5 protein-coding genes are annotated in these 13,639 nt (G+C 77.6%); all 5 read right to left on the bottom strand.

Annotation, left to right across the window (positions count from 1 at the left end; genetic code table 11):
* Positions 1–6: 6 nt before the first annotated feature.
* The 5 genes from WMF33_RS06370 to WMF33_RS06350 all read right to left on the bottom strand — a co-directional run bounded on the left by WMF33_RS06370 (position 7) and on the right by WMF33_RS06350 (position 13,635).
* Positions 7–4,221, bottom strand: a complete 4,215-nt coding sequence (locus WMF33_RS06370) for a DnaJ domain-containing protein (protein ID WP_437336295.1) — start codon at positions 4,219–4,221, stop codon at positions 7–9.
* Positions 4,218–7,043 (bottom strand): protein kinase domain-containing protein, encoded by a 2,826-nt coding sequence (locus tag WMF33_RS06365; RefSeq protein WP_437336294.1) that lies wholly within the window; start codon positions 7,041–7,043, stop codon positions 4,218–4,220. The genes WMF33_RS06370 and WMF33_RS06365 overlap by 4 nt, the downstream gene beginning before the upstream one ends.
* A gap of 189 nt (positions 7,044–7,232) precedes the next feature.
* Positions 7,233–8,183: a 3D domain-containing protein gene (locus WMF33_RS06360; protein WP_437336293.1), complete on the bottom strand. Its 951-nt coding sequence runs from the start codon at positions 8,181–8,183 to the stop codon at positions 7,233–7,235.
* Positions 8,180–9,931: a hypothetical protein gene (locus tag WMF33_RS06355; protein ID WP_437336292.1), complete on the bottom strand. Its 1,752-nt coding sequence runs from the start codon at positions 9,929–9,931 to the stop codon at positions 8,180–8,182. The genes WMF33_RS06360 and WMF33_RS06355 overlap by 4 nt, the downstream gene beginning before the upstream one ends.
* A gap of 92 nt (positions 9,932–10,023) precedes the next feature.
* Entirely contained in the window at positions 10,024–13,635 is a 3,612-nt protein-coding gene (locus WMF33_RS06350) for a protein kinase domain-containing protein (protein WP_437336291.1), read from the bottom strand.
* Positions 13,636–13,639 lie beyond the last annotated feature (4 nt).

Raw genomic sequence — 13,639 nt, 5'->3', positions numbered from 1 at the left:
CGCGCGTCAGCGCTTCCAGAACTTGCCGAGGAGGCCGCCGGCGGGCGTCGGGTCGTTGGTCGTGCGGCTGCGCATCTCCTGCACGCGCACCTCGCGGATCGCGTCGAGGTTCTTCGGGTTGATCTCGGCCGCGAGGCGGAAATCGCGGATCGCGCGGTCGATCCGGCCCGAGCGCTTGAGGAGCATGCCGCGGTAGAAGAGCGCCCGCTCGTAGCGGGGCTCCTTCCGCAGGACGACGTCCAGCGTCTGGATCAGGTCGTCGTAGTGCGCGCTCGTGGCCCCCTCCGCGAGCGCGGGCGGCTCGCCGCGCCGCTGCGCCTGGATCCAGACGAGCAGCGTCATGTACTCCGGCTGCTCCGGGTCGGCGTTCAGCGCGCGGCGCGCGCGGAGCTCGGCGCCGGCGAGGTCGTTCTTCTTGAGCAGGATCTCGGCCTTCTGGAACTCGAGCGCGGCGTCGACGACGCGGGCGATCTTCTCCTCGTCCTCCGCGGGGGGCGCGGCCTCCTTCGGCCCCTGCAGGTACTCGGCGCGCCGCTTGGGGTCGCTCAGCGTCTGGTAGGCCTCGCTGATGCGGGCGAACACGCGCGCGACGAGCGGCTTGACGTCCTGGAGCTCCGGCGGCGTCCGGTCGGGGTGCCACTGCTTGGCGAGCGCGAAATAGGCGCTCTGCACGCGCTCCGGGGGGACGTCGTCCGCGACGCCGAGCATCTGGAAGAAGCTCTCGCCGTCGATCGCGGCGGCGCGCGCCTCGATCTCGGCGCGGCGCGCGGCCAGCTCGGGGCTCAGCGCGGCGCGCGGCGGCGGCGGGAGATCGGAGGCAGGCGCGGCGCCCGCCTGCGGCCTCGCGGGCTCCGGCGCGCGCGGGGGCGGGAGCGGCGACGCCGCCTCGGTCCGCCCCGCCCGCGCGGCCCGGCCCTCCGCGCCGACGGCCGCCATCTTGACGGTGGGCGCCTGCTGCATCGGCGGCTGCGCGCGCGCCCCGGCGAACGACGGCGCGAGGGGCTGCTTCGGGACCCTCGGCTCGGCGCCGCGGGGCGCGCCGCCCGGATCGCCGCCGGCCGCGCGCGGATCGAAGGGCGCCGCCGGGCCCGGGAGCGGCGCGCCGCGGCCGTCCGGCGCGCCGGACGGGGGCGGCACGGTCGACCGGCGCGGGGCGATCGGCTCGGCGAACGGCGACCCCGACCGCCTGCTGGACGGCGCCGGGGCGTCGTCGGGCTGCCGCGGCGACGCGCGGCCGTCGGCCTCGCCGCGCGCCGCGCGCGCCGCGGGCGCCGTCGAGCCCGAGGTGGGGCGCGGCGACCGCGCCGCCGCGCCGGCCGGCTCGCGCTGGGCCTGGCCCGCGTCGGCCGGGGCGGCGCTGGCGGACCGCTCCCGGCCGGAGCCGGCGGGCGCGCCGAGCCCGACGGGGCGCCGGCCCGGCGCGCCGAGATCGAGGTGCCGCGTGATCGCGAGCGCGTAGATCGTCAGCCGCACGACGCGCTCCTGCGCGACGCCGGCCCCGACGAGCTCGGCGAGCGTCATGCGCCGCGTGCGCAGGAGGTCGACGACGGCCGCCTCGTCGCGGTGGAGCTGGAACCGCTTCATCTCGGCCTCGACGTGGAGGCCGAGCTGCCGGCTCTGGATCCGGTCGAGGGTCGCGTCGATCAGCGGATCGTCGGCGTGGAGCCGGACGCCCGCCATGATCACCGCGAGCGGCTCGCACCCGATGAGCTCCGGGCCGCCGTAGGACGACAGCAGGTTCTGGCCGTCGTAGTAGGCGTAGCGCGTCTCGGGCGGGAGATCGTAGAGCGCGACGAGCTTGCGCACGAGCTGCTCGCGCAGCACGCCGAAGACCGTCTCCCGGTCGAGCAGGCCCCGGGAGACGAGCAGCCGGCCGTGCAGCACCCGCCGCTTCGTGATGTCCCGGAGCGTCTCCCGGAGGGTCGCCTCGTCGAGGAGGCCGAGCTCGAGGATCACCCGGTCGAGCGGGGCGACGATCGTCCCGGTCCAGATCTTCGCCGGCACGCCGTCGCTGAAGAAGATGCCGTGGCGGACGCCCTGGGGGTCGATGAAGCACGCGGTGCCGGTGAGGCGCCGGTCGAGCATGTACACGAGCAGGTGGACGAGCGGCGTGCGCGCGAGCGCGCCCTCCGCGGTCGGCGGCTCGCCCGGCAGCGACAGCACGGCGATGGGGCCGGCCATCGCCGAGGGCGGCAGCTCCGACACCGGATCGCGCTCGCGCCGCGATGGCTGCTCTCCCCAGCCGCGGGCGCGCAGCGCGGCCGGCCGCGCGCTCTCCTCAGGGACCTCGTCCGGATGATCGCTGTCTGTCTGCACCGACCACGACTCCTCTCCGTGAGCGCCCTTCGGGGGCGGGTACGGGTCCGCCGGCGCGGCGGGCTCCTGCGGCTGCGGTGGATCCGGCCAGCGCGCGGTGGTGCGCCCGGGCCGCAACGTGGGCGAGAGCCTGCCGGACGGCGCCGGCGGCAGATCCGCGAGCATCCTGGCCTCCGCGCCGCCGTCGTCGACCGGCGCCGGCGGCGCGGCCTCGGGCGGCGAGGCGGGCCCGCGGCCGGCGTCGCCGGGCCGCGGCTGCGTCCTCCGGCTCGCCGGCGAGCTGGTCATCGGCAGCGTCGGCGACGAGGGCCGCGTGATCGGCTGCGGCGGCGGCATGCGCAGGCTGGCGAGGGGCGACGCCGGCGCCTGCGCCGAGCGGACGGGCGGCTCTGCAGGGATCGTCGGCGTCCTCAGCGACACCTGCGGCGCCTCCTGGACGGCCGCGTGGGCGCGCATCGACGCGGCGGCGGGGTCGTCGCTGGTCGCGACGATCCGGCGGATGTGCCGCGTCGGCTCGCCCTGGCGAGGCCGCTCGGCGAGATCGACCTCGAGCGCGCGCCCGATCGGCCCGCCGGAGGCGTCGAGGACCAGCCGCACGCGCGGCTGCGAGTAGCGGGCCGGGTGCGCCGGCGTCTGCACCACCAGCGCGACCTCGCCGGTCGAGAGCTCCACGAGCGTGCCGGTCGGAAAGATGCCGAGCGCGCCGACGAGCAGCCGCAGCACCGCGCGGTCCGCCGGATCGGTCGCCTCCTGCTCGAGCTTGGCGATCGCCTCGTCGGCGGAGAGCGGCGCCTCGCCCGGCGCGGGCGTCAGGAGGTCGTTGAAGGCGCGGGCGGTCGCGAGGATGCGCGCCTGCAGCGTCGGCTGGCGGAGGCCGCGGTAGACCGGGCCGAGCGCGGCCTGGCGGCGGACCCAGTGCGCCTCGTAGGCGACCACGGTGCGCGTGACGCTGGGCTCGTTGACGAGGCCGAGCGCGGTCAGCACGACCGCCGTGCCGGCCGGGACGTCCGCGTCCTGCTGCTCGCTCAGCTGCGGGACGAGCCCGCCGCCGCCGCTCCGCGCGACGCCGGTGAGCCGCGGCCGCGCGATGTCGAAGAGCAGCGCCGCCATCGAGAGCCGCTGCAGGAGCACGACGTCGCCCGTGATCTGCCGGGCCATGGCGAGGCTCAGGATCGCGGTGTTCACCGCGCGCCCGGCGTCGTCGTGGTTCTGGTTGCGGAGCGCGGTGACGCCGAGGAACGCCGGCGTCTCGTTCGCGGAGAGATCGACGAGGCGCTGCGTGATGCGCTTGACGCCCTGCCGCAGGGCGTAGCGGCCCTGCCGCAGGTCGTCGTAGAACCGGCGGAGGATCACGATCGCCGTCGCGTAGGTCCGCACGATCGCCGACGTCTCGTCGCCCTCGCGATCGACCGCCACCTCGCGGCGGAGCACCTCCTCGTCCACGGCGCGCAGGCGGACGCGCGGCGCCGGGCGGTCCGCGAGCGCCGGCCTCGCGCTCCGGAGGGCCTCCGCGAGCGCGGAGGCGAGCGCGTAGAGGTCGCTCGCGCGGACGTCCTTCGCGATCCCGATCTCGGAGTAGCCGCAGCGGCCCAGGATGTCGCCGAGCTCGAGCGCGCCCTCGTAGACGGCGCGGTTCGCCTTGAGGAGCTGCCCGGAGACGAAGACCGAGCCGCGGGTGAACAGGATGGAGACGTTGTGGCCGGAGCGCTGGCCGAAGTCCTGGACCAGCGAGACCGTCTCCTCGACCTGCCGCACCATGGCCTGGTTGTCGATGGCGTGCAGCGTCGAGAGCTTCACCAGCCGGAAGAGCGCCTGCACGACGCTGGCGGCGAGATCGCGCGCCTGCTCGCGCCGGATGTTCTCGGACACGTTCTGGCTGATGACGTCGACCTGGGGAGCCGTCACGGGAGATCTCCGACCGTCGAGATCCGCTTGCCGAGGCGGCCGGCGATCGCCTCGGCGGCGGCGCTCGCGGCGTCGCGCAGCGCCTGGCTGTTCCAGGGCCGCCGCTTCGAGGCCGCGAGCGCGGCGTCGAGCGCCTCTTGGGAGCGCGCCTCGCGGCCGAGCAGCTCGGCCGAGAGGCAGCGGGTCTGCTCCGCGGCGTCGTCCGCCAGCAGGCCGTGCCGCTGGAGCAGCTCGACGGCGACCGACTCGCCGCGCGCCGGGTTCAGGGTGTAGAGCGCGCCGAGGAACTCGCGCCGCTCGTCGAGCGTGAGCTGGTGGAACGAGCTGTCCTGCACGCGGCGGACGAGCAGCGGGCCGGCCGCGCGGACCTGGTGGTGCGCCAGCGTGCGGAGCGCCGCGACGCGCACCTCCGGGGGCGCCGACTCGGCGAGCGAGAGCAGCTCGTCCCGGATCTGCTCGGGGCTCGTCGCGAGGTGGGCGATCGCCTCGCAGCGGAGCGCCGCGTTCGCGCACCCGGAGAGGCGCTTCAGCGCGCCGAGGGCGCCCTGCGTCCGCGACGCGGCGAACATCTTGAGGATCGGGCGGGCGACGTCGAGATCCAGGGTCATGAGCGCGTCGACGACCCCCTCCTCGTGCCCGGGCAGCGTGCGCTCGAGGTGGCCGAGGAGCGCGCGGCGCAGGGGCTCGTGGCCGACGTGCCCGACGACCTCCATGGCGACCGGCAGGGTCTCGCTGCCGAGCTTGTGCAGGATGGGCGCGAGGCGCTGCGCGACGAGATCGAGGTCCACGGGCGCGGGCGGCGCCGCGGCGCCGGGGGCGCCCGACGCGACGACGCGCGTCGCCTCGCGGAGGAGCAGCCGCATCGTGTCGGGCGGGAACATGCCCCGGGCGAGCTCCGTCGCGAGCGCGCCGCCCTGCTGCCTCGGCGCGAGCGCGTCGAGCGCCTTCTCCAGCGCGTCGTGCATGCCGAAGAGCACGTCGAAGCGGCGCGCGAGGATGAGATCGCGCGCCGAGGCGGCCATCGGCTCGGTGACGAGCTCGACGTCCTGGTAGCGCTTCGCGTTCAGGAAGGCGTCCGCCACGATCTCGACGAAGCGCTCGCTCCAGCGATCCGGGCTGAGCACGAGCTGCGTGCCGAGCGCGCGCTGCGCGACCGGGTCGAGCGCGAGCGCGCTCGCGGCGCGGCGCGCCGCCCGCAGCGCGGCCGCGTCGGTGTCGATCACCATCGCGGCCGCCTCGGCGCGGTTCGCCCGCTCCTCGGCGGCGCGCCGGGCCATGCTCTCGACGTCGTCGGCCTCGTGCCAGAACTGCTCGCGATCGGCGGCGTCCCCCTCGGCGAAGACGCTCACGACGTCGTAGCGCACGTGCTCGAGGCGGCGCTCCCACAGGGCCGCCGCGACGTCGTCCTCGGGGGCGAGGTCGCGCAGCGGATCGAGCAGCAGCACCTCGCAGAAGGCGCGCAGCTCTTCCTCGGTGATGCCCGGGAGCAGCTGCACGCGCCGCACGCCGGCCGCGAAGAGGTTGTACGGGACGAGATCGAGCGGGTGCTGCGGCTCCCACACGGTCCGCCGGCGGTGCTCGAAGGCGTACGGCGAGAGCGCCCAGTGGACGAGGCCCCCGTCCGCGCGCAGCGCCTCCACGATCGCCTGGAAGGTCGCGCGGAGCTTGTTGTCGGCGTCCGGGTGGGTCCAGCCGTAGTGGCGCACCGCCGGGAGCAGCCGCTCCATGCGGCGGAACACCTCGGCGAGGCGCGTGACCGCGGGGTCGTCCGGCTCCGCGTCCCCCGGCTCTTCCTGGGGCGCGGGCTCCGCCGGCGGCCGCATCCCGACGGCCGTGGGGGACTCGTCCGGCGGGGGGCGCCCCGTGCTCGGCGGCGCGGGGCGGCGCGGGACGGACGCGCCGAGCTCCTCGAGGACGCGCAGCACCTCCTGCCGCATCTGCGCGGCCGAGTCGAAGCGGTTGCGCCGATCCCAGGCGAGCGCCTTGTCGACGAGGCCGATGACCGAGGCGGGCAGCTCGGGCGCGATCCGCGCGAGCGACGGGGCCGGCGTCGTCGCGGCGAGGATGAACGCCTCGTTGTCCGAGCGGCCCTGGTGCAGGCGCTGCCCGCTGAGCACGGCGTACAGGGTCGCGCCGATCGAGAAGAGGTCCGCCCGCCCGTCGACCCCCTCGGTCAGCCCCATCGCCTGCTCCGGCGCCATGAACGACGGGGTCCCGAGCGCCGTGCCCGCCTTGGTCTTGTCGCCGGGCGCGCCGCGCAGCCTGGCCACGCCGAAGTCGAGCAGCTTCACCACGTTGTCCTTCGTGATGAAGATGTTCGCGGGCTTCAGGTCGCGGTGGACGATGCCCTCGGCGTGGAAGCTCTCCAGCGTCTTGAGCACCTCCCCGGCGATCCAGAGCGCCTCGGCGACGGGGAGCTTCCGGCTCTTGCGCTTCCAGAGCTGCTGCACGGTCTCGCCGTCGAGCAGCTCCATGACGAGGAACGGCTCGTCCTGCTCGGTGATGTCGTCGTCGAGGATCGCGACCCGGCCGGGGTGATCGATCTTGTTGGCGACGTACCCCTCGCGCAAAAAGCGGTCGCGGATGCCGACGTCCCGCGCGAACTCGGCGTGCAGGATCTTCAGCGCGGCGCGCGAGCCGTTCCGATGGGTGGCGGCGTACACCGACGCCATGCCGCCCACGCCGAGGAGGGCGTCGATCCGCCACTTGTTCTTGAGGGTCATCCCGACGCGGGCGCGCGCCCGCTGCTTCTCGTCCGGGGCGTCCGAGACCTCCGAGGGAGGAGGGATGACGGACTCGGGGATGACGCCACGTGAGGTCATTCGGCCACCGGAAGGCGGGAAATCGTATCACCTCCGCGCCCTTGCCAGGTTCCGGATTTCACCCGGGAGCGCGGCCCGCCTCACGGCCGTCGCGCGCCGTCCCTCGACGTCGCTCGACCTCCTCGGCTCGCCGGCATTTCCGCGCATTTCCGCGCATTTCCGCGCACTTCCGCGGGGGTGGACCGCCGGTCAGGACGGCCCGGGCGCGGCGACGACCGCGCGACATCGCGCGTCATCGAGCACGAGGCGCACGCCGCGGTTCGACGGGAAGAGCGCGTTGAGCCGCGCGGTGACCGCGGGATCGCCGGTGAAGACGTCGATCTGCCGCCCGACGACCTTGATGCCGCGATCCTCGGCGACGAAGCAGCCGTCGTGGCGGCCCCCGCCAGGGAGCGGCAGGCCGACGAGCTCGGGCACGTAGAGGGCCGTGCCGAGCGGAATGACGCTCGAGTCGACCGCGACCGTGCGCAGCGGCGTGATGGGGCGCCCGGTCGCGCCGCGGCCGTACGGGAAGCGCCGCGGGTCGAGCCGCTCGAAGCAGACCTGCTGGTCGGTGCGCGGGCAGACGTCGGCGCACGCGCACCCGCGCCGCGCGAAGCTCACCGTGTCGCCCGACGCGAGCCGGCCGCTCCCCTGGACGCAGACCTGGTCGTGGAACGCGCGCGGGACGCTCGCGAGCGGCGCGCACGCGGCGTCGTAGAGCACCGCGTCCTTCGGCCCGCCGCCCTCGGTCGGGAAGTCGTAGTAGGTGTTCCGGAACAGCCCGGGCGCGAGCCCCGGCGCCGCGGCCGCGGCCGCGCGCGCCGCGCCGTCCGCGCGCGCGGGCCGGCCGTGCTCGCGGACGAGGATCGCGGGCTCGTCCTCCGCGGGAGCCGCGCCCGCGGCGCCGCGCGGGTCGGCGCGCGCCGCGTCGGCCGCCTCGCCCGGCGCGGCGGCGTCGCGGCCGACGGCGCCGGCGCCCGGGGCGCGATCGCCTTCGCCCGGCGGCGGCGCATGGAGCCAGCCGCCGCCGCCGCGCGCGATCCGCGGATCGCTCGCGCCGTCCTGGACCCAGTCCGCGCCGCCCTTCGCCGCGCACCCCGCGGCGAGCGCGAGGAGCAGCGCGCCGAGCCCGCGCACGGCGGGCGCCGCGCTCGTCAAAAGGCGGCTCCGAAACGCGCGAGCTCCCGGATCGCCGCGGCGGCGACGTCGGCGCGCGCCCAGAGCGCGGCGGGGGCGCCGGCGCCGGCCGGCGCGGCGCCGGCGGCGATCACCACGGGCGCCGGATCGCCCGCGCCCGGCTGGCCGAGGCGGTTCGCGACGAGCCGCAGCGGCTCGAGCACCAGCGCGAACGCGATGTCCGCGCCGAGCGGAGCCAGCGCGGCCTTCATGGCCGGGACGTCGCCGAGGCTCTCCCCCTGGATCGCGGCGACGGCGCTGCGGAGCCCCGCGCTCGGATCGTTGCCGACCGACGCGAAGAGGCCGTCGTCGCGGATCAGGTAGTGCAGCTCGATCGCGGGCGGCGGCCCCGCGCCCGGCGCCCCCTTGCGCGCCGGCGGCGCGCCCGCGCCGCCGGGCTGGCCGGCCGCGGCGGTCTGCTCGATGCGCACGCGCCGCACCTCGCCGCCCTGCTGCGCGACCTCGGCCTTGCCCGCGGAGACCCGGAACCCCTCCCGCTTGAGCGCCGCCTGGATCGGCGGGAGCTCGGCGGTCCCGACGAGGTCCTGGATCGCGGCCTCGAGCTTGGCCCGGTCGGCCACCGCGGCGCGCACGAACGCCGTGGGGCCCGCGCCGTCGAAGCGGACGCCGCCGGCGAACCACTCGCCGCGCGCGTCCGATGTCGCGCGGATCGCGGCGCCGATCCGCTCCCGCTCGGCGGGCGGGAGGCCGCCCTCGACGAGCCCCGAGACGGCGTCGACGAGCTTGGGCACGTTCTCGGCGCGCGACGCGGCCCGGTCGCGGACCAGGATCCCGACGAGCGCGTCGGCGGGCAGATCGAGCAGCGGCGTCACGTCGCCGACCGCGAGATCGGCCGACGCCTTGGACGCCGGGCCGCCCCCGGGCTTCGGCGTCCCGGAGGCGCGCAGGTGCGCGCTCTCGTCGAGCGTGAGCGTGAGGCGCGCGCGCTCGAGATCGCCGAGCACCGCGAGCGCGCCCTCGACCATCGGGGCGAGCGGGACCGCGGTGGCGGCCGGCGCGCCGTCCGGCCCGCGCGCCCTGTCCCAGGCGCTCCGCGCCGCCCTGAGCACCGGGCCCTCGAGCGCGTGGCGCGGGAGCTCGATCGCGAGATCCTCCTTCGGCACCTGCGCCTGCGGCATCGTCCGCGCGACGTAGGGGCCCAGGGCGGTCAGGTCGCCCGGGGTCTCCGCGACGAGCAGGTAGTTGCCGAGGACGCCGAGGGCCACCGGGCTCGCCCCCTGCAGCGGCTCGAGCAGGGCGATCGAGGTCGCCGCGTCGGGCGTCGCGCGGAAGCGCGCCCCCTCGCCCCGCGTGAGCTGATCGATCAGGCGCGCGCCGTCCTTCACGTGGAGGCCGAGCGCGGCCCGGGGGCGCGGCCGGTCGGGGGCGTCCACGGCCACGCCGAGCGCCGGGACGTTGCCGTCGATCTCGGACGCGACGGCGATGGGCAGGCCGAGCAGCGACGCGGCGAGGGCGCCGACGCTGCCCGGGAGGAGCGCCGCCGAGCCGCCGAGGAGGGCGCGCACCTTGGCCCAGGTGGCGTCGGGCGTCGGCAGGAACGCCTCGGCGATGAGCCCGGCCGGCGCGGGCACGGGGCTCGGGCCCTGGACGCCGGCGTCGTCCGGCGCGCCCCGCGATTTGCAGCCGAGGGCGCCCGCGCTCAGGCCGAGGAGGAGGGCCAGGAGCGCGGCGGCGCGCCGGGACATGGCGGAGGTCGATCGTACGCTCACGCCCGAACCGTAGCGCCTTCCTGCCGCGGTCGACCATGAACCTGCAAAACCGCCGCGCGCTGCGGCGCGGCGCGGGGGCGCGTCAGGGCCTCTCAGGACCTCGTGGGGCGGCGGGCCGCGGCGACCCCGGCGGACTCCCCGAGGCAGATGCGCGCGAGCGAGAGCAGCATCGCGTTCTCGCGGACGCGGTGCAGGAAGCTCTCGCGCAGGGCGGGCTCCGGGATCTCCGCGGCCCGGGCGAGGAGCCGGTCGCGGCCCCGGGCCGCGGCGGCGCGGGCGCCCTCGGCGTCGCCCGCGGCGCGCGCCGCCTCGACGACGGCCACGAGGACGAGCGACTCGAACTCCTCGATGCCGCCGTAGCGCGCGAGGATGCCCTCGGCCTCGCGCGCCGACGAGAGCGCGGCGTCGGCGCGCCCCTGGGCGGAGAGGGCGCGCGCGAGCGCGGCGAGCGCGCCGGCGCGGGCGGGGGGCACGACCTGGAGGAGCTCCGCGGCGTCGCGGGCGTCGGACTCGGCCGCGGCGAAGTCCCCGGCCGCGTGGGCGATGAGGGCGGCGTAGATGCGGGAGCCGCCCTCGGAGCGCAGGTTGCCCTGCGCGCGGGCCTCCAGGATGACCTGCCGCGAGAGCGCGAGCGCGTCGTCGAGCCGGCCGCTGGCCGCGAGCACGCGGCCGAGGTTCTGCCGGGCGCGCGTGGCGACGGTGCGCAGCCCCATGCGCTCGGCCGCCGCGAGCGCGGCGGTGAGCTCCTCGCCGGCCCGCTCGAAGTCGCCGAGCTCGAGGAGCGCGAAGCCGAGGCTGACGCGCGCGTTGCACGCGTCGCGGACGTCGCCGGCCCGCTCGAACGCGTCGACGGCGGCGGCGTAGCCCGCCACGTCGCCCGCGGGATCGCCGAGGTGCCGCGCCCGCGCGCCGCGCAGCCGGTGCACCTCGGCCGCGGCGCGCGGCGCGAGGGTCGCGAGATCCCCCGCGAGGGCGCGGACCCGCGCGATCAGCGCGTCGGCCTCGGCGTAGCGCCCCGCGGGGAAGAGCTGGCGCGCCGCCGAGCACAGGGCGATGACGCGCGCCGATCGGATGTCCGCGGCGATGCGGGCCCCGGCCGGCGCGCTGCCTGCCGGCGCGCTTCCACGCGGCGCGCTCTCGGCCGGCGCGCTCCCCGGCGCCCCCGCGTCGCCGGGGGCGCCCTCCGCGGCCGCGGCGCCGCCGCACGCGGCGACCTCCTTCGCCCAGGAGGTCGTGAGCACGTAGTCGCCCCTCCGGCCGCTCGCGCTCATCAGCTCGTCGGCGGCGCGGAACCAGAGCGGCGCGCCGCGGGGCAGGCGCCGCGCCGCCTGGGCCGCGCAGCGCTGGGCCTGCTCGAACTCGCCGCGCCAGCGGTGCGCCTCCGCCTGGACCAGGCGCAGCGCGCTCAGCGTGTCGCCTTCGCGCGCGCCGCTCGGGCCGGCCGGGGCGCCCTGGTCCCCGGCGGGCTCCTCGCCCGCGAGCCGATCGCAGAGGTCGCCGTGCCGCGCCCCCCGCTCCGCGAGCGCGATCGCCGCGGCGAGATCGCCGCGCTCGAGCGCCTGCTCGGCGCCACGCAGGAACCACTGCATCGCCCGGCCGTGCTCTCCGCCGTGGTCGAAGTGCTCCGCGAGCGCGATCGCGTCGCGCTCCCCGGCCTCCTCGAGCCACGCGCCCGCGAGCCGGTGGCCGAGGAGCCGGTCGCCCCGGGTGAGCGTCGCGTAGGCGGCCTCGCGGAGGCGCGCGTGCCGGAACGCGTACTCCTCCTCGCCCGGGAACCTGCACGCGGGCCGCCGCTCGATGAGCGCGCGCGCGGCGAGCTCGAGGAGCCACCTGTCCAGGTCCTGCGCGCCCTGCGCCCCGCCGAGCAGGGCGGCCACGCCGCCGCGCCAGAACGCCTCGCCGAAGATGCTCGCCGCGCGGAGGATGCGGCGCACCGCCGGGTGCAGATCGTCGAGGCGGGCGTGCGCCATCGCGAGCACCGTCTCGGGCGAGCCCTCGGCGTCGCCGCGGGCGACCGACCGGATCAGCTCCTCGAGGTAGAACGCGCGCACCGGCGCGCGGCCGTCGGCGCGCGCCTCCGCCGCAGCGCCCGGCCCGAGCGCCTCGCGGGCGAGCTGCCCCGGGGCGCCGGGAGAGCGCTCGCCGGGCCGAGGCTCGGCGGGGCCCGCGCCGGCGCAGAGCTCCGGGAAGAGGCGCTCCATCTCGCCGCGGCCGAGCGCGAGCAGGCCGGCCGTCACGTCGTCGATCAGCACGCCGCCGCGCGGCGGGGCGCCGTCGCTCCCGTCGCTCCCGCCGGCCGCCGCGCGCTCGCCGCCGGCGCGCGGGCGGGCGCCGAGCAGCGCCGCGGCGCGATCGATGACCTGCCGCGCCGGCCAGCGGCCGGAGGCGACGTCCTGGCCCGTCGCGAGCGCGATGGAGACGTCCGCGGGCAGCAGCGCGCGCAGCGCCAGCGCGCAACGCGCCGCATGCGCCGCCTGGTCCGTCGGCGCCCTCGCCTGCGCCCCGGCGGGGCGCGGCGGCTCCGCCAGCAGATCCGCCTCGCCCGGGATCGTGACGAGGAGCCACCTGGCGGCGAGCCGGTCGACGCGCCCCCCGAACGGCGCGACCGCGGCCCGGACCGCCGCCTCGGTCGCGGCCCTCGGCGCGGATTCCTGGAGCTGCTGCGGCGGCGGCCGAGCGGCGCCCGGCGCGCCGGGCCCGGCGCCCGCGCCGTCGCCCGGGAGCGCGCCGTGGATGAGCACCACGCTGATGAGCCGCGGCTCGCCCGCGGCGCTCTCGGCCAGCGCCCGGGGCCTCGTGCTCGGCGTGCCGCTCTCGCCGGGATCCCTGGCCTGCTCGCGGGCGACGCGGAGCTGCGCCGCGCTCGCGAGCACCTCGTTCCCGTCCCGCGGGCGGCCGTCCGGGTCCTTCTCGAGCATCCACGCGACCAGCTCGTCGAGCGCGGCGGGCACGTCGGGTCGCAGCTCCGAGAGCCGGCGCGGGCCCACGAGAGCGGCCTTGGCCAGGATCGCCATCACCTGGTCCCCGGCGAAGGGCGGCCGGCCGGTGAGGCAGTTCCAGATCACGCACCCGAGCGAGAACACGTCCGCGCGGGCGTCCACGTGCGCGTCGCCGCGCGCCTGCTCGGGCGCCATGTACCCCGGCGTCCCGAGCGTCACCCCGTTGCGCCCGCCCTCGCCTTCCCGGAGGACGCCGCCGTCGTGCCCGCGCGCGGGCAGCCCCGCGCCCGCGCCGGCGCGGGCGATGCCGAAATCGACGATCTTGGCGCCCTCCAGCGCGCCGCCCGGCAGGAAGATGTTCCCGGGCGTGACGTCGCGGTGGACGATGCCCCGTTCGTGCGCCGCGCCGAGCGCGCCCGCGAGGCGCTCCAGCAGCGTCACCGCGCCGTCCACGCTGAGCCGCGCGCGCGCCACGCGCGCGGCGAGATCCTCGCCGTCGAGCCACTCGAGCGCGAGGTATCGCTGCTGATCCGCGGTGACCCCATGCGCGACGTAGCGGACGATCCCCGGATGGCGCAGCCCGGCGAGCAGCTGCGCCTCGCGCTCGAGCCGCCGCTCCTGATGCTCGTCCCCGCGGTGCAGGATCTTCAGCGCGACCGGGCTGTCGTCGGTCAGGTCGGTGGCCCGGTACACCGAGCCCATCCCGCCCGATCCCGCCAGGCCCTCGATCCTGAAACGGTCCGCGACCGTGACTCCCGGGCGCATCAAC

The sequence above is a fragment of the Sorangium sp. So ce394 genome (assembly GCF_051474665.1).
Taxonomy (GTDB): domain Bacteria; phylum Myxococcota_A; class Polyangia; order Polyangiales; family Polyangiaceae; genus Sorangium; species Sorangium cellulosum_D.
The sequence above is the reverse complement of the archived record's forward strand: the minus strand, read 5'-3'. Positions and strand labels throughout refer to the sequence as shown.